This is a genomic window from Ancylobacter aquaticus, assembly GCF_004339465.1.
GTDB classification, from domain to species: Bacteria; Pseudomonadota; Alphaproteobacteria; order Rhizobiales; family Xanthobacteraceae; genus Ancylobacter; species Ancylobacter aquaticus.
Genome location: NZ_SMFY01000002.1, coordinates 525,047 through 545,062, shown reverse-complemented (window position 1 = coordinate 545,062; position 20,016 = coordinate 525,047). Strand labels below are relative to the sequence as shown.

Here is a 20,016-nt window from a genome sequence, read left to right as displayed (position 1 = left end):
CCGGCAGGGTGAACGTGCCGGCCGAACCCATCAGACTGACCCTCGCGACCCAGCCCCAGGCGACCGATCCCTGGTGACCGACCTTTGGCGGAGATTCCTCGCATGCGACTGCCCCTCGCTCTCGCCGCCCTTGCCTGCGTGGCGATCGTCGCTGTCTGGGCGTGGCTCGGGCAGCCGGTGCCGGCACCTTTCGCGCCGATGGCCGCCGGCGAGAAGCTTCCCTGCGTCTCCTATGCACCGTTTCGTCCCGGCCAGAGCCCGTTCAGCGAGGATGTGGCGTTCTCGTCGGCGCAGATCGACGACGATCTCGCCCGGCTGGCGAAAATCACTCATTGCGTGCGGACCTATTCCTCGATCCAGGCCGGGCTCGCCGCCGTGCCGGAACTTGCCCGCAAGCATGGGCTCACCGTGCTCCAGGGAATCTGGATCGCCGCCGACCCGGTGCGCAACCGGCTGGAGATCGAAGGCGGCATCAAGGCGGCGCAGGAGAACCCTGACGTCGTCAAGGCGGTCATCGTCGGCAATGAGGTGCTGCTGCGCGGCGAGCAATCAGCAAATGACATCGCCGGCTTCCTGAACGAGGTGAAGGCGAAGGTTCCCGCTGGCGTCGACGTCACCTATGCCGATGTGTGGGAGTTCTGGGAGCGCAACCGCTCGCTGGCGGATTCGGTGGATTTCGTCACCGTCCATATCCTGCCCTTCTGGGAGGACATGCCGGTGCCGGCCGAGGATTCGGTCGCGCATCTCGGCGAGATCCGCGAGCATGTCGGCGAGATTTTTGCCGGCAAGGAGATCCTCATCGGCGAAACCGGCTGGCCGAGTGAGGGCCGCATGCGCGAGGGGGCGCTGCCCTCGCCCTCCAACCAGGCCAATGTGATCCAGGAACTGCTCGCCCTCGCCAAGGCGAAGAACTACCGGCTCAACGTCATCGAAGCCTTCGACCAGCCGTGGAAGCGGGTGCTGGAAGGCACGGTCGGCGGGCATTGGGGCTTCCTCGACGCCTATACGCGCGAGTTCAAGTTCCGCTGGGGTGAGCCGGTGTCCGACCATCCCTACTGGATACTCCAGGCACTGGCCGGAAGCCTCTTCGCCGGCGCCGTTTTCGCGATGGCGGGTTGGGCCGGGCGGCGCGCCGGCGGGCGCCCGCTGGGCATGCGGGAATGGTCGGCGGTGGCCGGGATCGCCTTCTTCGCCGGGCTGATGATCGGCCGGCTTCTGGCGTCGGTATCGGCGGAAAGCCTTGGCGTCGGCGGCTGGATACGCGCCAGCGCGCTGGTCGGGCTGGCGCTGTTGGTGCCGCTCGCCTGTGCGGTGGCAATCGGCCGGCGCACAAGGCTGGTGACGCTGACGCTCGCGCTCAACAGCGAGGCGACGCCGGGGGCGCCGTTCTTCGACCGCTGCCTCGCGCTGCTTCTCGCCGCCTCGATCGTACTGGTGGCGCAGATCGGCTTCGGGCTGGTGTTCGATCCGCGCTACAAGGATTTCCAGTTCGCCGGGCTGACGCCGATCATCACGGCCTTCGCGTTCTACGCGGCGGTGGCCGGACCGGGGCGGTTCACCGAGGGGAGGCAGGCGGAAACCATCGCCGCCGGCCTCTTCCTCGCCGCCGGGGTCTATGTGGCGCTGAACGAGACGTTGGCGAACTGGCAGGCTTTGTGGACCGGAAGCCTGTTCGTGGTGCTGGCCTTCACCCTCTGGCGCCTCGCCACGGCCGGGCGAAGGATATGAGCAGCAGCCCGCCGGCCACGCCCGAAAGGCTGTTATTGTAGACAACCAGCCCCACGCAGGTGGCCATCAGCGCCACGGTGAACATCACCAGCGAGGGGCGGATAAGCTGGATCACGGCGGCCACGAGCGCTGCGATGCCGAATGCCGACTGGCTGAACAGCGCTATCACCAGCGTGCGGGTTTCGCAGGTCATGGTTTCCAGCGTCCGGCAGGCAAGGCCGACGGAGGACTGTTCGAGCAGCGCATAACGCACATAGATCGCCCAGCCGAGGGCGAAGGCGCCGAGCGCGAGGATGACATTGGCGGCGCGGGCGCCGGGCAGGAAGCTGCGATGGGCCAAGGTGACGGTCCTCCTCCGACGGTCTTTGTCGACCGCGCGTCGCGGATGTTGCTGCATCGCACGCCACGACGGGTCGATCAATCCGCCGGGCGCGCGAAGGGTTCCCGGTGGCGGGTGGCGAGGATGACGCCGCCGAGGATCAGCACGAAGCCGACGCCATGGTAGAAATGGAGTTCCTCGCCCAGCAGCAGCACCGCCAGCAGCACGCCATAGACCGGCATGAGATAGAGGAAATTCGCCGTCACCGGCGCGCCGGCGGCCTTGATCGCGAACTGGAACAGGCCGAAGGCCAGCACCGAGGGGAAGATCGCGAGGAAGGCGATGGCGCCCCACGCTTCCAGCGTCGCCGGGGTCGTGGCCCCGCCGGCAGCCTCCCACAGCGCCATCGGCGCGAGCAGCACCGTGCCGGCGATGGCGTTGGCGGCAAAGGCCGTCTGTCCGCCGAGCTGGGTTAGCGGCCCCTGCCGCAGCATCAGCGAATAGGCCGCCCAGCCGATCGCCGCCACCAATATGCCGAGATCGCCGACGTTGAATTCAAGGCCGAGCAGCCGGCCCGGCTCGCCATGCACGGTGATCAGCGCGATGCCGGCAAAGCCCGCCAGCGAGCCGCCGAACTGGATGGCCGGCAGTCGCCGGCGCTTCAGCAGGGCGTCGAGCACCACGATCATCAAGGTGGAGGTGGTGTAGATCAGCGTCGCATTGGTGGCGCTGGTATGGGCCAGTGCGATGTAGACATTGCCCCCGCACAGCACCATTCCGAGAAAGCCGAGCAGCAGGATACGCCGCCATTCCCTGCGCAGCAGGCGGCGGTGGCGCAGCAGGGGGAGGGCGGTGAAGGGTAGCAGCATCGCCACCGCAATCGCCCAGCGCCAGAAGGCCAGCGACCAGGGCGGCACGATATCCACCACCGCCCGGCCGACGATCAGGTTGGTCGAGAAGAACAGCGGCGTGGCCAGAAGCGCCGCGAGCACCCACGGGTCGTGCAAGGGGCCCCGCGCGGCGGGCGGGGAATCGCGGTGGGCGGGGTGGCTGGTGGGGTGGCGGTGCTCCATGGCGCGGGGTGATACACGCTTCCCGACACGGCGTCGCCGGCCCCCCTTGTCGGCTCACGCGACCCGGGCGCTCTTTTCGCCCTGCCCGCGGCAGGCTAGATAGCCCCTTCCCCGGTGCGGGCCGCGCCCCGGTTCCTGCGTCCAGCTTCTGGAGTTCGCCGATGCGCCAGCTTCTCGTCATCGTCCTCGCCGCCGGCGAAGGCACGCGCATGCGCTCATCCGTGCCGAAGGTGCTGCACGCGGTGGCCGGCCGGCCGATGGTCTCGCATGTGCTGGACGCTGCACTGGCCGCCGGCGCGGCGCGGATCGCGGTGGTGATCGGCCCCGACCATGACAAGGTCGCCGCCGAGGTGCGCCGGGTGGCGCCGGACGCCGAGGTGTTCGTGCAGTCCGAGCGGCGCGGCACGGCCCATGCCGTGCTCGCCGCGCGGGCGGCGCTGGAGCGCGGCTATGACGATGTCGTGGTGATGTATGGCGACACTCCGCTGGTGCGGCCGGAGACCCTCGCCGCGCTGCGTGTGCCGCTTGCGGAGGGCGCTGGCGTGGCCGTGCTCGGCTTCCGCCCGGCAGATCCCACCGGCTATGGCCGCCTGCTCACGGAGGGGGACGAACTCCTCGCCATCCGCGAGGAGAAAGAGGCGAGCGCGCAGGAGCGCACCATCGGCCTGTGCAATGCCGGGCTGATGGCGCTGGACGGGCACGCGGCGCTCGACCTGCTCGACCGGGTCGACTACGCCAATGCCAAGAAGGAGTTCTACCTCACCGACGTGGTGGAGATCGCGCGCGGCCTCGGCCGCCGGGCCGGCGTGTGCGAGGTCGCGGCCGAGGACGTGGCCGGCGTCAACAGCCGCGCCCAGCTGGCGCAGGCCGAGGCCATCTTGCAGCGGCGCCTGCGGGCGCGGGCGATGGAGGCCGGCGTGACGCTGGTGGCGCCCGAGACCGTGTTCCTCGCGGCCGACACCCGCTTCGGCCGCGATGTCATTGTGGAGCCGAACGTTTTCTTCGGCCCCGGGGTGCGGGTCGAGGACGGGGCGACCATCCGCGCCTTCAGCCATGTCGAGGGCGCCCATGTCGGCCCCGGTGCCATTGTCGGCCCGTTCGCGCGGCTGCGTCCCGGCGCCGAACTGGGGCAGGGGGTGCATGTCGGCAATTTCGTGGAGATCAAGGCCTCCGACCTCGCGCCGGGGGTGAAGGTGAACCACCTCTCCTATGTCGGTGACAGCAGCGTCGGGGCGAACACCAATATCGGCGCCGGCACCATCACCTGCAATTATGACGGCTTCCGCAAGCACCGCACCACCATCGGCGCCAATGCCTTCATCGGCACCAACAGCCTGCTGGTGGCGCCGGTGAGTGTCGGCGATGGCGCCTATCTCGCCACGGGATCGGTCATCACCGACGACGTGCCGGCGGACACGCTAGCCATCGGCCGGGCGCGGCAGGTGAACAAGCCGGGGCTGGCGGCGCGGCTGCGGGCGAAGCTTTCGGCCGGGCTGGCGCCGAAGAAGTGATGCGGCAGCGCGATACGAAGCGACACCGGAATTGATTTCGACACTTCGGTGACGGGCGGTTAAACCCGGCGGCATAGCCTTGCAGAACGTCGCTTCACGAAAGGGCCGGCTCATGTGTGGAATCATCGGCATCGTCGGCACGGCACCCGTCGCGGAACGGCTGGTCGACTCGCTGAGGCGGCTGGAATATCGCGGCTATGATTCCGCCGGCATTGCCGCGCTGGAAGACGGCCACATCGGCCGCCGCCGCGCTGAGGGCAAGCTGCGCAATCTGGAAGAGGTGCTGCGCGAGGCGCCGCTGCAGGGGAATATCGGCATCGGCCATACGCGCTGGGCGACCCATGGGCGGCCCAGCGTCGCCAATGCCCACCCCCACGCGACCACGGAAGTGGCGGTGGTGCATAACGGCATCATCGAGAATTTCCGCCAGCTGCGCGACGAACTGCTCGCGACCGGCGCCAATTTCGAGAGCGAGACCGACACCGAAGTGGTGGCCCATCTCGTGACCCGCGAGCTGCGCAACGGGCTGAGCCCGGAGGATGCGGTGGCGGTGGCGCTGCCGCGCCTTCAGGGCGCCTTCGCCCTGGCCTTCCTGTTCGACGGCGACGAAGACCTGCTGATCGGCGCCCGCAAGGGCAGCCCGCTCGCCATCGGCTATGGCAAGGGCGAGATGTATCTGGGCTCGGATGCCATCGCGCTGGCTCCCTTCACCGACACCATCGCCTATCTCGACGATGGCGACTGGGCGGTGCTGCGCGCCAAGGGCATCGAAATCCGCGATTCGTCCAATCACCGGGTCGAACGGGCGGTGCAGAAGACCACCGCCACCGCCTTCCTGGTGGAGAAGGGCAATTTCCGCCACTTCATGGCCAAGGAGATGCACGAACAGCCCGAGGTGGTGGCGCACACGCTGGCGCATTATCTCGACATGGCGAACGAGACCGTGCAACTGCCGGAACTGCCCTTCGACTTCGCCAAGCTGGAGCGCGTCTCCATCGCCGCCTGCGGCACCGCCTATTATGCCGGGCTGATCGCCAAATACTGGTTCGAGCGCTATGCGCGCCTCTCGGTTGAAATCGACGTCGCCTCCGAGTTCCGCTACCGCGAGGCGCCGCTGCCGGCCAATGGCCTCGCTATCGTCATCTCGCAATCGGGCGAGACCGCCGACACGCTCGCCTCGCTGCGCTATGCCGGGCAGGAAAAGCAACATCTGCTGGCGGTGGTGAACGTGCCCACCTCCACCATCGCCCGCGAGGCGGATGCCGTGCTGCCGACACTGGCGGGACCCGAGATCGGTGTCGCCTCGACCAAGGCCTTCACCTGCCAGCTGGCGACGCTGGCCGCACTTGCGGTGGCGGCGGGGAGGGCGCGCGGCGTGCTCTCGGTGGAGGAGGAGCGGCAGCTGGTTCACGCGCTGGTGGAAGTGCCGCGCCTGATGAACCGGGCGCTCGATCTCGGCCCCGACATCGAGCACCTCGCCCGCTCCTTCGCCAAGACCAAGGACGTGCTCTATCTCGGCCGCGGCACCTCGTTTCCATTGGCGATGGAGGGCGCGCTGAAGCTCAAGGAAATCTCCTACATCCACGCCGAAGGCTACGCCGCTGGCGAGCTGAAGCACGGGCCGATCGCGCTAATCGACGAGAACATGCCCGTCGTGGTGATCGCGCCCTATGACGGCGTGTTCGAGAAAACCATGTCGAACATGCAGGAAGTGGCGGCGCGTGGCGGGCGCATCATCCTCATCACCGACGAGACCGGGGCGAAACACGCGGCGCTGGAGACCGAGGCGACGCTGGTGCTGCCGGACATGAACCCGTTCATCACCCCGCTGGTCTACGCCATCCCCATCCAGCTGCTCGCCTATCACACGGCCGTGGTAATGGGCACCGACGTCGACCAGCCACGCAACTTGGCCAAGTCGGTGACGGTGGAGTAGGGGGGCGCAGAGCGCGCGACACGCCGTCATCGTGAGGTGCGAGCGCCGCGAGCGCCGCGAGCCTCGAAGGTTGACGGCGCGCGCTCGGCTACCTCACCCTCGCCCGCGATAGGGCGCCACGCCCTGGTCGGGCAGCCACACGCCCTCCAGCGGGGCGCTGCTTTGCCAGAACACGTCGATCGGGATGCCGCCCCGCGGGTACCAGTAGCCGCCGATGCGCAGCCAGCGCGGCGCCAGCAGATCGTGCAGCCGCAGGCCGATGGCGACCGTGCAGTCCTCGTGGAAGGCGCCATGGTTGCGGAAGCTGCCGAGATAGAGCTTCAGCGATTTCGATTCGACCAGCCAGTCGCCCGGCACATAGTCGATCACCAGCTGGGCGAAGTCCGGCTGGCCCGTCACCGGGCACAATGAGGTGAATTCCGGCGCGGTGAAGCGCGCGACGTAGTTCGTGCCGGGGTGTGGGTTGGACACCCGCTCCAGCACCGCCTGTTCAGGCGAGGCGGGCAGGGCGGTGGCGCGGCCAAGCTGGGTCGTGCCGTCGGAAACGTGATTCATGGCGGGCTCCTGAGGGCGGAGGGGCGGGCGATATGTCGCTGGCACCTCTTTCGCATGTCACATGGCCGGAGTAGAAGCGCCTCGACCATCCTGACCGAGTTGAGAATTGGGGAAACGCATGACCGCCATCGTCGATATTGTTGGGCGCGAAATCCTGGACAGCCGCGGCAATCCCACCGTCGAGGTGGATGTGATGCTGGAAGACGGCTCTCAGGGCCGTGCCGCCGTTCCCTCCGGCGCGTCCACCGGCGCGCACGAGGCGGTCGAGCTGCGCGACGGCGACAAGGGGCGCTATCTCGGCAAGGGCGTGCTGAAGGCGGTCGAGGCAGTGAATGGCGAGATCTTCGACGCCATTGGCGGCATGGACGCCGAGGACCAGCCGGCTATCGACCAGATTCTGATCGAGCTCGACGGCACCCCGAACAAGGCGCGCCTCGGCGCCAACGCCATTCTCGGCGTCTCGCTGGCGCTGGCCAAGGCGGCGGCGTCGGCGCGCGACCTGCCGCTCTACCGCTATGTCGGCGGCGTCAATGCCCGCACCCTGCCCGTGCCGATGATGAACATCATCAATGGCGGCGCCCATGCCGACAACCCGATCGACTTCCAGGAATTCATGATCCTGCCGGTCGGCGCCCCCAGCTTCGCCGAAGGGCTGCGCACCGGCGCGGAAATCTTCCACACGCTGAAGAAGGCGCTGAAGGATGCCGGCCACAACACCAATGTCGGCGACGAGGGCGGCTTCGCCCCGAACCTGCCGTCGGCCGACGCCGCGCTCGCCTTCGTGGTGAAGGCCATCGAGGCCGCCGGCTACAAGCCGGGCGAGGACGTGTTCATCGGTCTCGACTGCGCCGCGACCGAGTTCTTCAAGAACGGCAAATACGACTATGAGGGCGAGGGCACCGTGCGCGATATCGAGGCGCAGGTGAAGTACCTTGCCGACCTCGTCGCCCGCTACCCCATCTGCACCGTCGAGGACGGCATGGGCGAGGACGACTGGGAGGGCTGGAAGCTGCTCACCGACACCATCGGCTCCAAGTGCCAGCTGGTGGGCGACGACCTGTTCGTCACCAACGTCGACCGCCTGTCCGCCGGCATCAAGCAGGGCGTTGCCAATTCGATCCTGGTCAAGGTCAACCAGATCGGGACGCTGACCGAGACGCTGAACGCGGTCGAGATGGCGCACAAGGCCGGCTACACCGCCGTCATGTCGCACCGCTCGGGCGAGACCGAGGATTCGACCATCGCCGACCTCGCGGTGGCCACCAATTGCGGGCAGATCAAGACCGGCTCGCTGGCCCGCTCCGACCGTACCGCCAAGTACAACCAGCTGCTGCGTATCGAGCAGGAACTGGGCCCGCAGGCGATCTATGCCGGCCGTTGGGCGATCAAGTCGCTGGCCTGAACGCGCCGTCTTCGACCGAAAACAAAAAAGGCCCCCGTCCTCGAGGCGGGGGCCTTTTGCTTCTGTGGGGTCCGTCGCCGGGCTGGGCGGCGTCCCGCCGTCAGCGCCTCAGGCGCTCATATTCCGCGACCCGTTGGGTCAAGTCCGGCACCTGCGTCACGTCAGGCTGCATCAGGCCGCCACTGATCTCCAGCGCGGCGATCGGCCAAAGGCGTTCCACCAGCGCGGGGATTTCGGCGGGCGGTACGGCGGCCATCTGCGCGTCCATGGCGCAAAGGGCGCGGGCACGTTCTTCGCTATTTCTGTCCATGCATCGGGCCTCCGTGTATCCGGCCACTGCCGGAACCACCGGGGAAGCTGCTCCGGTCCAGCATACGGCGTCGATCGACGCCTCATGCGCAACAAGTGTCACGCGGGGCTCGCTGGATCGCCATCCCAGCTACCGGTAAGACCTTAACACCGCCCGGCGTCGCGCAATGTCCAACACTACACATTGGGCGACGGCGATGAGCCACCAGGGCCTCACATTCGCGACATCGCGCTACCGCCGGACGCCAGGATCATACCGCGCGCGGTAGCTGGAAACGGATGCGCGCATGTGTTTTGCGATCGCTATGGCGTTATCGTTAACCGGGCCTCAACCGCCCCGCTCTAGGCTGCGTGCCCATGATCATTCGCACGCGCTGGCGCTCCTTCTTCCAGACCGTCACCCTGCATCTCGGGGCGGCGGCCCTCGTCGGCTATTTCGCCTTCCAGGGCTATAATGGCCAATACGGCCTGCTGGCCCGCCGCACCTTCGAGCAGCAGCATGCCGACCTGACGCAGGAGCGCGACAAGCTCCAGGCCCAGCGCAAGGCGCTTCAGGCCAAGGTGGCGCTGATGTCGCCCGACCTCGTCGACGCGGACATGCTCGACGAGCAGGCGCGCGCCCTGCTGAACCTCGTCCATCCCAAGGATCTGGTGCTGTTGCGGGTCCCGGGCGGCCCTCAGGCTAATTAGGCCACCCGCCGATCCGAGGGGAACAATCGGATCGGATGACGCGCTGAACGAAAATTCATCGGCAGAGTGAATCCGTGGCATGCCAGACGGGTTCCGGTAGGAAACCACGCTATTCCAGAAGCTTAACTTGATTTGAGCTAAACCCGTATTTGAACTGAAATCAAGTTCAAAGCCGGAAACCATTGCGCCAGCAACATGTTGTGCGTCGCAGCATTGCGTCCAGCGCGTAGCGCGGTGAGGAAAGGTGCGTTATTAACGTGCCGACTTTGTCCCCGAGCTGAGGATGCGCCATGGTAGTCGCCGCCAACAAATCGGCCGTCGGAAGAGCCCCCACCGCGAAAGCGCCGGCGCGTGCCGCGGCCAAGAGCCCGGCCCGGCGTTCGGAAAAGATGGCGGCGGTTCCCGAATTCACCAAGGCCGAGGAACTCGACGCCTATCGCCGGATGCTTGAGATTCGCCGCTTCGAGGAGAAGGCCGGCCAGCTTTACGGCATGGGCCTGATCGGCGGCTTCTGTCACCTCTATATCGGCCAGGAGGCCGTCGTCGTCGGCATGCAGGCCGCCCTCAAGGAGGGCGACCAGGTCATCACCGGCTATCGCGACCATGGCCACATGCTGGCCTGCGGCATGGACCCCAAGGGCGTGATGGCCGAACTCACCGGCCGGCGCGGGGGCTATTCCAAGGGCAAGGGCGGCTCGATGCACATGTTCAGCACCGAGAAGGGCTTTTTCGGCGGCCACGGCATCGTCGGCGCCCAGGTCTCGCTCGGCACCGGCCTCGCCTTCGCCAACCACTACCGTGACAATGGCAATGTCACCCTGGCCTATTTCGGCGATGGCGCCGCCAATCAGGGCCAGGTCTATGAGAGCTTCAACATGGCGGAGCTCTGGAAGCTGCCGGTCGTCTACATCATCGAGAACAACAAATACGCCATGGGCACCGCGGTGAACCGCGCCTCCGCCCAGACCGATTTCTCCAAGCGCGGCTCCTCCTTCAACATTCCCGGCGAGCAGGTCGACGGCATGGATGTGCGGGCGGTGAAGGCCGCCGGCGAACGTGCGGTCGAGTTCGCCCGCGCCGGCAAGGGCCCCTACATCCTCGAAATGCTCACCTATCGCTATCGCGGCCACTCCATGTCCGATCCGGCCAAGTATCGGTCGAAGGAGGAGGTGCAGAAGATGCGGACCGAGCACGATCCGATCGAGCAGGTGCGCAACCGTCTTCTGGAAAAGAAGTGGGCCACCGAGGAAGAACTCAAGGCCGTCGACGCCGAGCTGCGCGACCAGATGAACGCGGCGGCGGATTTCGCCAGCGCCGACCCGGAGCCGGACCCGTCCGAGCTCTACACCGACATCCTGCGCTGAGCGCGGGCCGATGCTGGTCGAATTCTTTTGGGTCGCGGTCGTTGCCGGCGCCTCGGCGGCGGCGGTCATCTGGGTCCTCGCGACCCGGATCGCCCTCGGCATCCTGCGTGTCACCAATGCGGGCGCCTTGCGCTACCTGCTCGCTTTGCTGTGGCCGTTCGGCACCCGTCTGGTGCCCGGCGCCCCGCCTGCCGAGGCGACCAGGCTCAACAAGATGCTGGTCGGCTTCTTCGCCGCCCTCCTCGTCGCCATCGCCTCGATGGCCGTCTACAGCAATCTGACGTTCATGCTTCCGGCACCGACGCCGTGACGCGCGATTTTAGACGCACGTTTCTTTGGGGAACGCCGCCATGCCGACCGAAGTTCTGATGCCTGCCCTTTCTCCCACCATGGAGAAGGGAAACCTCGCCAAGTGGCTCAAGAAAGAGGGCGACCAGGTCAGGTCCGGCGACGTCATCGCCGAGATCGAGACCGACAAGGCCACAATGGAAGTCGAGGCCATCGACGAGGGCACCCTCGGCAAGATCCTGGTACCCGAGGGCACGCAGGATGTCGCGGTGAACACGCCGATCGCGGTCATTCTCGCCGAGGGCGAGGACGCAAGCGCGGCCAGCGCGCCAAACCCCAAGGCCGCTGAATCGGCACCGCCGGTGGCCGCCGCGCCGATGGAGCCCTCGCCGGTAGCGGCCTCCGCGCCGGCAACGCCGGCCGTCGTCAATTCCGCCGTCGCCGCGCCGCCCCAGCCCGAGATGGTAATCGAGCCGGACGTTCCCGAAGGAACGGAATTCGTCAACCAGACCATGCGCGAGGCGCTGCGCGACGCCATGGCCGAGGAGATGCGCCGCGACGGCGACGTCTTCGTCATGGGCGAGGAAGTCGCCGAGTATCAGGGCGCCTACAAGATCACCCAGGGGCTGCTGCAGGAATTCGGCGCGCGCCGCGTCATCGACACGCCGATCACCGAGCACGGCTTTGCCGGCGTCGGCGTCGGTGCCGCCATGGCCGGGCTTAAGCCCATCGTCGAGTTCATGACCTTCAACTTCGCCATGCAGGCGATCGACCAGATCATCAACTCCGCCGCAAAGACGCTTTACATGTCCGGCGGTCAGATCACCTGCTCGATCGTGTTCCGTGGCCCCAACGGCGCCGCTGCCCGCGTCGCTGCCCAGCACAGCCAGGACTACACCTCCTGGTACAGCCACATTCCCGGCCTCAAGGTCGTCGCGCCCTATACGGCGGCGGACGCCAAGGGCCTGCTGAAGTCGGCGATCCGCGATCCCAACCCGATCATCTTCCTTGAGAACGAGATCCTCTACGGCCATTCCTCGCCGGTGCCCAAGCTCGACGACTTCACCGTGCCGATCGGCAAGGCGAAGATCGCCCGCCCCGGCAAGGACGTGACGCTGGTGGCGTGGTCCATCGGCATGAACTATGCGCTGAAGGCTGCCGAGGAGCTCTCCAAGCTGGGCATCGAGGCGGAGGTGATCGACCTGCGCACCATCCGCCCGATGGATGTCGATACCATCCTTGCTTCAGTGAAGAAGACCGGGCGCTGCGTGACGGTGGAGGAGGGCTGGCATCAGTCCGGCGTCGGCTCGGAGATCGTCGCCCAGCTGATGGAGAAGGCGTTCGACTATCTCGACGCCCCGGTGCTGCGCGTGAGTGGCAAGGACGTTCCCATGCCCTACGCCGCCAATCTCGAAAAGCTGGCCTTGCCGTCGGTGCAGGACGTCATCGACGCCGCCCGGGCCGTCACCTATCGCTGAGGTCGGAGAAGCGCCATGTCCATCGAGATCCTGATGCCGGCCCTGTCTCCCACCATGGAGAAGGGCAATCTGGCCAAATGGCTGAAGAAGGAGGGCGACAAGGTCGCCCCCGGCGACGTCATTGCCGAAATCGAGACCGACAAGGCCACGATGGAAGTCGAGGCCATCGACGAGGGCGTTCTGGCGAAGATACTGGTGCCGGAAGGCACCGCCGATGTGCCGGTGAACCAGCTCATCGCGGTGCTCGCCACCGAGGGCGAGGATGTGAAGGCCATCGCTGCCGGCTCCGGCTCTGCGCCGGCCAAGGCGGAAGCGCCGAAGGAGGCTCCCAAGGCTGAGGCCCCCAAGGACGCGCCGAAAGCCGAGGCGCCCAAGGCTGATGCTCCGAAGGCCGAGGCACAAGCTGCCGCGCCGGCCCCGGCCCCTGCCGCCGCGTCCGCCGATCGGATTTTTGCCTCGCCGCTGGCGCGCCGTCTGGCCAAGGAAAAGGGCGTCGAACTGTCGGGCGTGAAGGGCTCCGGTCCTCGTGGCCGTATCGTCGCCGCCGATGTCGAATCCGCTCCCGCGGGTGGCGCAGCCAAGGTCGCCCCGTCGGCCAGCGCAGCGCCCGCCGCGGCCCCGGCCGCACCTGCGCCGGTGTCGAACAGCGCACTGCTGGAACAGGTGAAGGCCTATTACGAGCCGGGCACCTATGAGGAGATTCCGCTGGACGGCATGCGCCGCGTCATCGCCCAGCGCATGGCCGAGGCCCGCCAGACGGTGCCGACCTTCTATCTCACGGTGGATTGCGACGTCGACGCGCTGCTCAAGCTGCGCGAGGAGCTGAACAAATCGGCTCCGGAGAAGGACGGCAAGGCCGCCTACAAGCTTTCGGTCAACGACTTCGTCATCAAGGCCTATGCGCTCGCCTTCCAGCAGGTGCCCGATGCCAACCAGGTGTGGGGTGGCGACCGCTACCTCAAGCTGAAGCATTCCGACATCGGCGTCGCGGTGGCGATCGACGGTGGCAAGGGCCTGCTCACCCCGATCATCCGCAAGGCCGAGACCAAGACCTTGTCGGCCATCTCCAACGAGACCCGCGAACTCGCCACCCGCGCCCGCAACAAGAAGCTGGCGCCGGGCGAGTATCAGGGCGGCTCCTCGGCGATTTCCAATCTCGGCATGTTCGGGATCAAGGACTTCACCGCCATCATCAACCCGCCGCACGCCACCATCCTCGCGGTCGGCGCCAGCGAGCAGCGGGCCGTGGTGAAAAAGGGCGAGCTAGCCGTTGCCACGGTGATGACCGTCACCATCTCCTGCGACCACCGCGTGATGGACGGCGCCATGGGCGCGCAGCTCATCGGCGCCTTCAAGCAGATCATCGAAAAGCCGATGTCGATGCTGGTCTGATCAGTCGTCATGGCCGGGCTCGCCCCGGCCATCCACGTCTTTCGCAAGGCGCGCGGGGCACTGCCCGGGTCGAGCCAGGGCATGACGGAAGAACCCACATGGCGAACAATTACGACGTTCTCTTCATCGGCTCCGGCCCGGGCGGCTATGTCGGCGCCATCCGCGCCGCCCAGCTCGGCCTCAAGGTCGGCGTCGTCGAGCGCACCCATATCGGCGGCATTTGCCCGAACTGGGGCTGCATCCCGGCCAAGGCCTTGCTGCGCTCGGCCGAGATTTTCCACTATATCGAGCACGCCAAGGATTACGGGCTGATCGCCGAGAAGACCGGCGTCGATATCGCTGGTGTGGTCAAGCGCTCGCGTGGCATCGCGGCGCAGATGAGCAACGGCGTCGGCTTCCTGCTGAAGAAGAACAAGGTGGACGTGATCTGGGGGCAGGCGACCCTCACCGCTCCCGGCAAGGTGACGGTGGCCGCGTCCGCCGAGCCGGCGCCCAAGGGTGCGCTTGCGGCGGGCGAGTACACCGCCAAGAACATCGTCATCGCCACCGGCGCCCGCCCGCGCGCGCTGCCAGGCATCGAGCCCGACAAGAAGCTGATCTGGACCTATTTCGGGGCGCTGGCCCCGGCCAGCGTGCCCAAATCGCTGCTGATCATGGGCTCGGGCGCCATCGGCGTCGAATTCGCCTCCTTCTACAAGGCGATGGACTCGGACGTCACCATTGTCGAGCTGCTGCCGCAGATCCTGCCCGTCGAGGATGCCGAGATCGCCGAGCATGCCCGCAAGCGCTTCGAGAAGCAGGGCATCAAGATCCTCACCGGCGCGAAGGTGTCGAAGGTGGTGAAGGGCGCTGACAGCGTCACCGCCACGGTCGAGACGGCGGACGGCAAGGTGCAGACGCTGACCGCCGACCGGCTGATTTCCGCCGTCGGCGTGGTCGGCAATATTGAGAATCTCGGCCTCGAGGCGCTCGGCGTGAAGACCGATCGCGGCTGCGTGGTGGTCGACGGCCTGTGCCGTACCAATGTGCCGGGCGTCTGGGCGATCGGCGATGTCGCCGGCCCGCCGATGCTGGCGCACAAGGCCGAGCATGAGGGCGTGATCGCCGCCGAGGCCATCGCCGGCAAGCACGCCCACGCGATGGACAAGCTGATGATCCCCGGCTGCACGTACTGCATGCCGCAGATCGCCTCTGTGGGCCTGACCGAGGCGAAGGCGAAGGAAGCCGGCTACGAGCTCAAGGTCGGCCGCTTCCCCTTCATCGGCAACGGCAAGGCGGTGGCGCTGGGCGAGCCCGAAGGGCTGGTCAAGACCATCTTCGACGCCAAGACGGGGCGCCTGCTCGGCGCGCATCTGGTCGGCGCGGAAGTCACCGAGATGATCCAGGGCTTCGTGCTGGCGATGAATCTGGAGACCACCGAGGAAGAGCTCATCAACGCCGTCTTCCCGCATCCCACGGTTTCTGAAACGATGCACGAGAGCGTGCTCAGCGCCTATGGGCGCGCCATCCATATCTAGCCGGGCCTCGGGCCCGCGGGCGGAGAGCCTTCGATGGAAGCGGATACCTATGCAGCGCTGAACCAGCCGGAAGTCGGCTGGTTCACCATGATCATCATCGGCCTTCTCGCCGGCTACATCGCCGAGAAGGTGACGGACAGCGACCACGGGCTGTTCGCCAACCTGCTGTTCGGCCTGATCGGCGCTTTCCTCGGAAAATATCTCGCCGAGATGGCGGCGATCCCGGTGTTCGGCTTCTTCCGCACCCTGATTGCCGCCACGGTCGGCGCCATCATCGTGCTGTTCCTGTGGCGGCGGATTCGCGGACGATAAGCGTCCGCTTCCTCGCCGCCATGCGCGAGACACAAGGCGGGTGCCTGCGCCGCCCCCTTTCGCCCGCGGGGCGCGAGGCTTAACTGTGGGGCAGGCGGCGTGTGCCGCGTGTCTCGACTGCAGCCAGCGGAACACCAATGGTCGTCGTTCTAAACACTCTCAACCGCGCCTTGGAGAAGCCTCGCCATCCTGAAAAGGCGAAGCGGGCGGAAACGCCTGTGCTCAAGAAGCCGGACTGGATTCGCGTGCGCGCGCCCGGCACGCCTGGCTGGCAGGAGACGGCTGATATCGTCCGCGCCAACGGCCTCGTCACCGTGTGCGAGGAAGCGAGCTGCCCCAATATCGGCGAGTGCTGGCAGAAGAAACACGCCACCTTCATGATCATGGGCGACACCTGCACCCGCGCCTGTGCCTTCTGCAATGTCCGCACCGGCATGCCCGGCCCGCTGGACGCCGACGAGCCGCAGAAGGTGGCGGACGCGGTTGCCAAGCTGGGGCTTGAGCATGTCGTCGTCACCTCGGTGGACCGCGACGACCTCGACGATGGCGGCGCCGAACACTTCGCCCGCACTATCCGTGCCATCCGCGCCACCAGCCCGAAAACCACGATCGAGATACTCACCCCGGATTTCCTGCGCAAGGACGGGGCGCTGGAAGTGGTGGTGGCGGCGCGGCCGGACGTGTTCAACCACAATCTGGAATGCGTGCCCTCTCTCTATCTCAAGGTTCGGCCGGGCGCGCGCTACTTCCATTCGCTGCGGCTGCTGCAGCGGGTGAAGGAGCAGGACCCGACCATCTTCACCAAATCCGGCATCATGGTGGGGCTGGGCGAGGTGCGGCACGAGGTGCTGCAGCTGATGGACGATCTGCGCTCGGCCGACATCGACTTCATGACCATCGGCCAGTATCTTCAGCCCACGCGCAAGCACCACCCGGTGATGTCCTTCGTGACGCCGGAGGACTTCAAGTCCTATGAGACGGTGGCCTATGCCAAGGGCTTCCTCATGGTGTCGTCGAGCCCTCTGACCCGCTCCTCCCACCACGCCGGCGAGGATTTCGCCCGGCTGCGCGCGGCGCGGGCGAGCCGGCCGGCCGTGGCGGCGCCGGTTCTCGCCTGACGATGCCGTCCTTCACCAACAAGCGGCGCGTGCGCCACTCTGCCACCGACATGTTCGCGCTGGTGGCGGATGTGGAGAGCTACCCCGAATTCGTGCCGCTGTGCGAGAGCTTGCATGTGCGGCGCCGGGTGGCGAGCGGGGAGGGGGTCGACATCCTCGTCGCCGACATGAGCGTCGCCTACAAGATGTTCCGCGAGAGCTTCGCCAGCCGGGTGACGCTCGATCGGCCGCGCCTGTCCATCGTGGTGGAATATCTGGACGGGCCGTTCAGCCGGCTTGAGAACCGCTGGACCTTCCGGCAGCTGGATGACGGCGGCTGCGACGTGGAGTTCTTCATTTCCTACGAATTCCGCTCGCGCACGCTCGGTCTGCTGATGGGCGCGATGTTCGACGCCGCCTTCCGCCGCTTCGCCCAGGCCTTCGAGGAACGCGCCGACGAGGTCTACGGCCGGCGCGCCGTGGCGGGGTAGGGGGCGTCGCCGGTCCGCGCCAATCGATGCGCGTGTTCCAAAATACGATCCTGCGCCGTCTTTAGCGCGCTGTCGCGGCTCAAATGCCACCGATCCTGCCGCAGCACCCGCGCTACCGTTGCAGACGCGCGCATGGTCGCAAGAGTCCGCAGGCGGCGAAGATACCGATGCGGCACGCGTTCAATCACTCCTTCCGGCAGTGTGCCAACAATGGACGTAGGTTCGAGACCGAGGCTCCTGCGCCAGTCATCCCATTTGAATTGGCTGGTTCGCCCCTCTGTGAGCCCGCTGCTGATGCGACACGGCGCCCAAGGGATGCGGAAGGCGTCGGCGAGGATTGCGCCATGCATCGCTTCGGTGACGACTTTTTCTGCCGTTCTCAGCGTGGCGATGAACTGATCCACGTCGGAGGTGATTGGCAGGGGATGAAGGCCGGTGTCCCGGCATACCCGGTCAACCACTTTCGCCGGCGTATCGAAATAGGGGATGAAAAGCGATAACGGTCGTTGGGTCGACGGCGGCTGTTCTGCTGTTTCGGGGGAAATCTTGCGCGCGGAAGTGATTGGCGAGACGGCGGTGTAAAGCGGCGTCAGAACCGCCGGATCGCTGATATACTCTATCTCTCCCCACCCCATCGCTGACAGCGCCGCTGAACTCAGCGGGCCCCGCACGAAGCGGATATCAACATCGGGGCGACGAGGCAGAGGCCCCATTGGGCCCCTCATGCCAGCACCGAAGACCGTCGCGCCGTTTGGGTGTGGCTGGCAGAAAACACGCTCGTCCAGCACCGAGCCAATCCCGAAAAAGCGCCTGCCCGCGGCGCGATCAAGAAATTCACGTTCAAACACCCTTGGCCACAACCACGGGTTCAGATCGTCTCCGACATTACCATCCGGAGATTTCCAGTAAAATATCTCCATGAGAATCAGGCCGTTTTCGTTGAATGAGCGGGCAATAATCCTATTGCGAATATACTATTTTCTGTAAATATTGATTCGATTCAATAAGTAAGTCCATCCGCTTTCATTCGCGGCAATGTAGTTTTGTGTTGCTTGGGTGTTTACGAATCCACGCGGACCGATAGTATGATCATCTCTAATTTCTCGCAATATAAATCCATGTTCATAAAGAAACGAGGATATCGCATCAACGCCGATGTCGCGCTGCTTCATGATGTCCGGGCTTATCTCGATCAACATATAACGGATGCGCCCCTCTGAAAGGTATGGCCCCAGACTTCGCAGGCCGTCGATCTCAAATCCCTCTATGTCGAGCTTGAGAAGATCCACGGATGTCACATCAAGCGATGACAATATGTCGTCAAGTCGCCGTCCCTGTACCGCAAAGCTGGTCGTATGGATGTGGGGCAGCTCAACTAACGAGTGATTTGAGTGCCCCCCTCCGGTGTGCAGATAGACGTCTTGATTTTCTTGCGTTATGGCGTTCTCAACGACCGTGACAGGCAGGCTCTGCACATTCGAGCGAAGGCAGGCGGCGTTCTCCGGGTGGGCCTCGATCGCGATGACACGGCCGGTGCTACCCACAGCGCGGGCAAACTGGCGGGTGAGGTACCCGATATGTGCGCCGCCATCAACGACAACATCGCCAGGCGTGAGGAGTTGACGGACAATCAACGTCGTGGGGTGTTCCAGCAATGCGAGGGCGCACTCGCACTTCCAGATTGCCCCCGGCGCACTGTATGCTGTACCCGCAAGAGAAATGTCCGCTCTTCTGATCAGAAATCTTCCAATAAGATTGATGAATTTTGCAAGAATGGGGATTCGATTGGCGACCTTAACAATAACCCAACGAATTCGATAATATTCGCGCCCAATCCTGTCAGAAAAATAAGTAGAATGATGCGTGTTGGTGCGGCCAAAAAACGGATCGCATCCATCCATCGCTCCACCGCGAGGGCGCATCGGTCCGGTGTAATGGATGATGAAATCATCGGGGCGCGCAGGTGGTTTTATTTTATTCCATCGGTCGTCCAGTATGCGAGTCTTGGTGCTGAACTGATCCTGTTTTAGAAAATGTATGAAATGACCATTTTCACCATACTCTGTGACTTTGTCTTCTTCAGGAATTTCTTTGTTTCGATTAGACAGGCACTCTTCGAGGAAGCGAAGGGCTGTGCAATTTTTTCCGCCTCTAAAGACGACAACGCCTGAGTTAGGCCGACCTGACCATCCGTTGACAATAAATATATCATGTTCGCTGTCTGTTCTTAGCAAATCTGTAAAGCGTGGCGTCGTTGCCCGTACGTATGCGTCAGAGTCGATCAATAAGACATCATGGCCTTCTGATAGAAAATTAATACACACTCTCACTTTCGACCAGTGAGGTGTCAGTTCCGGATATTCATTTGTCGTTATTAATTTGTAATCAAATCCATATCGATCCGCGTAGCGCTTGTGACTGTCTATGCAACTCATCCAGAGATGCTGGAATCCATTGGTCGCAATGCAGACCAAAGCTGGTTTAATATACGACATGGCGTTTCGTTAGCCTTTTCAATAAATCGGAAATTTACAGCGATTCAAGTAAAATTATG

General features: G+C 65.1%; 19 protein-coding genes. 13 read left to right on the top strand and 6 right to left on the bottom strand.

The window, feature by feature from the left end; genetic code table 11:
- The first annotated feature begins 102 nt into the window (after window positions 1-102).
- Window positions 103-1,728 (top strand): glycoside hydrolase family 17 protein, encoded by a 1,626-nt coding sequence (locus EV667_RS12135; RefSeq protein ID WP_131835602.1) that lies wholly within the window; start codon window positions 103-105, stop codon window positions 1,726-1,728.
- On the opposite strand, the gene EV667_RS12130 is transcribed toward EV667_RS12135, so the two are convergent.
- Window positions 1,688-2,068, bottom strand: coding sequence for a hypothetical protein (locus tag EV667_RS12130; RefSeq protein WP_131835601.1), 381 nt, complete (start codon window positions 2,066-2,068; stop codon window positions 1,688-1,690). The genes EV667_RS12135 and EV667_RS12130 overlap by 41 nt on opposite strands.
- A gap of 77 nt (window positions 2,069-2,145) precedes the next feature.
- Window positions 2,146-3,120: a DMT family transporter gene (locus EV667_RS12125; protein ID WP_131835600.1), complete on the bottom strand. Its 975-nt coding sequence runs from the start codon at window positions 3,118-3,120 to the stop codon at window positions 2,146-2,148.
- A 161-nt stretch (window positions 3,121-3,281) separates the two neighbouring features.
- Here EV667_RS12125 and glmU point away from each other — a divergent pair, with 161 nt between their 5' ends.
- Window positions 3,282-4,631, top strand: a complete 1,350-nt coding sequence (glmU, locus tag EV667_RS12120) for a bifunctional UDP-N-acetylglucosamine diphosphorylase/glucosamine-1-phosphate N-acetyltransferase GlmU (protein ID WP_131835599.1) — start codon at window positions 3,282-3,284, stop codon at window positions 4,629-4,631.
- Between the two features lie 112 nt (window positions 4,632-4,743).
- Window positions 4,744-6,567, top strand: coding sequence for a glutamine--fructose-6-phosphate transaminase (isomerizing) (gene glmS, locus EV667_RS12115; protein ID WP_131835598.1), 1,824 nt, complete (start codon window positions 4,744-4,746; stop codon window positions 6,565-6,567).
- A gap of 93 nt (window positions 6,568-6,660) precedes the next feature.
- On the opposite strand, the gene queF is transcribed toward glmS, so the two are convergent.
- Entirely contained in the window at window positions 6,661-7,122 is a 462-nt protein-coding gene (queF, locus tag EV667_RS12110; protein WP_131835597.1) for a preQ(1) synthase, read from the bottom strand.
- 118 nt (window positions 7,123-7,240) lie between these two features.
- On the opposite strand from queF, the gene eno reads away from it, so the two are divergent.
- The gene (gene eno, locus EV667_RS12105; protein ID WP_131835596.1) at window positions 7,241-8,524 is read left to right on the top strand and encodes a phosphopyruvate hydratase; all 1,284 of its coding nucleotides are present in this window, start codon (window positions 7,241-7,243) and stop codon (window positions 8,522-8,524) included.
- A gap of 100 nt (window positions 8,525-8,624) precedes the next feature.
- On the opposite strand, the gene EV667_RS12100 is transcribed toward eno, so the two are convergent.
- Window positions 8,625-8,834 carry a hypothetical protein gene (locus EV667_RS12100; protein WP_131835595.1) on the bottom strand — a complete coding sequence of 70 codons (210 nt, stop codon included), beginning with the start codon at window positions 8,832-8,834 and terminating at the stop codon, window positions 8,625-8,627.
- A 356-nt stretch (window positions 8,835-9,190) separates the two neighbouring features.
- Here EV667_RS12100 and EV667_RS12095 point away from each other — a divergent pair, with 356 nt between their 5' ends.
- The 9 genes from EV667_RS12095 (at window position 9,191) to EV667_RS12055 (ending at window position 17,462) form a co-directional block, all read left to right on the top strand.
- Entirely contained in the window at window positions 9,191-9,523 is a 333-nt protein-coding gene (locus tag EV667_RS12095) for an FtsB family cell division protein (RefSeq protein ID WP_131835594.1), read from the top strand.
- 389 nt (window positions 9,524-9,912) lie between these two features.
- Complete coding sequence (gene pdhA / locus EV667_RS12090; RefSeq protein ID WP_131836323.1) at window positions 9,913-10,887, top strand: pyruvate dehydrogenase (acetyl-transferring) E1 component subunit alpha; 975 nt, start codon at window positions 9,913-9,915, stop codon at window positions 10,885-10,887.
- 10 nt (window positions 10,888-10,897) lie between these two features.
- Entirely contained in the window at window positions 10,898-11,197 is a 300-nt protein-coding gene (locus tag EV667_RS12085; RefSeq protein WP_131835593.1) for a hypothetical protein, read from the top strand.
- A gap of 40 nt (window positions 11,198-11,237) precedes the next feature.
- Window positions 11,238-12,653, top strand: coding sequence for a pyruvate dehydrogenase complex E1 component subunit beta (locus tag EV667_RS12080; protein ID WP_131835592.1), 1,416 nt, complete (start codon window positions 11,238-11,240; stop codon window positions 12,651-12,653).
- Between the two features lie 15 nt (window positions 12,654-12,668).
- Window positions 12,669-14,045: a pyruvate dehydrogenase complex dihydrolipoamide acetyltransferase gene (locus tag EV667_RS12075; protein WP_131835591.1), complete on the top strand. Its 1,377-nt coding sequence runs from the start codon at window positions 12,669-12,671 to the stop codon at window positions 14,043-14,045.
- A gap of 98 nt (window positions 14,046-14,143) precedes the next feature.
- A complete protein-coding gene (gene lpdA / locus EV667_RS12070; RefSeq protein WP_131835590.1) occupies window positions 14,144-15,562 on the top strand; it encodes a dihydrolipoyl dehydrogenase in 1,419 nt (472 codons plus the stop codon).
- Window positions 15,563-15,595: 33 nt separating this feature from the next.
- Window positions 15,596-15,874, top strand: a complete 279-nt coding sequence (locus EV667_RS12065; RefSeq protein WP_131835589.1) for a GlsB/YeaQ/YmgE family stress response membrane protein — start codon at window positions 15,596-15,598, stop codon at window positions 15,872-15,874.
- A gap of 137 nt (window positions 15,875-16,011) precedes the next feature.
- On the top strand, window positions 16,012-16,992 hold the full coding sequence (lipA, locus tag EV667_RS12060; RefSeq protein ID WP_131835588.1) for a lipoyl synthase: 981 nt from the start codon (window positions 16,012-16,014) through the stop codon (window positions 16,990-16,992).
- 2 nt (window positions 16,993-16,994) lie between these two features.
- Entirely contained in the window at window positions 16,995-17,462 is a 468-nt protein-coding gene (locus EV667_RS12055; protein WP_131835587.1) for a type II toxin-antitoxin system RatA family toxin, read from the top strand.
- On the opposite strand, the gene EV667_RS12050 is transcribed toward EV667_RS12055, so the two are convergent.
- Complete coding sequence (locus EV667_RS12050) at window positions 17,435-18,382, bottom strand: polysaccharide pyruvyl transferase family protein (protein WP_131835586.1); 948 nt, start codon at window positions 18,380-18,382, stop codon at window positions 17,435-17,437. The two genes, EV667_RS12055 and EV667_RS12050, sit on opposite strands and share 28 nt — an antisense overlap.
- 54 nt (window positions 18,383-18,436) lie before the next feature.
- Window positions 18,437-19,957, bottom strand: coding sequence for an FkbM family methyltransferase (locus tag EV667_RS12045; RefSeq protein ID WP_131835585.1), 1,521 nt, complete (start codon window positions 19,955-19,957; stop codon window positions 18,437-18,439).
- Window positions 19,958-20,016: the final 59 nt, after the last annotated feature.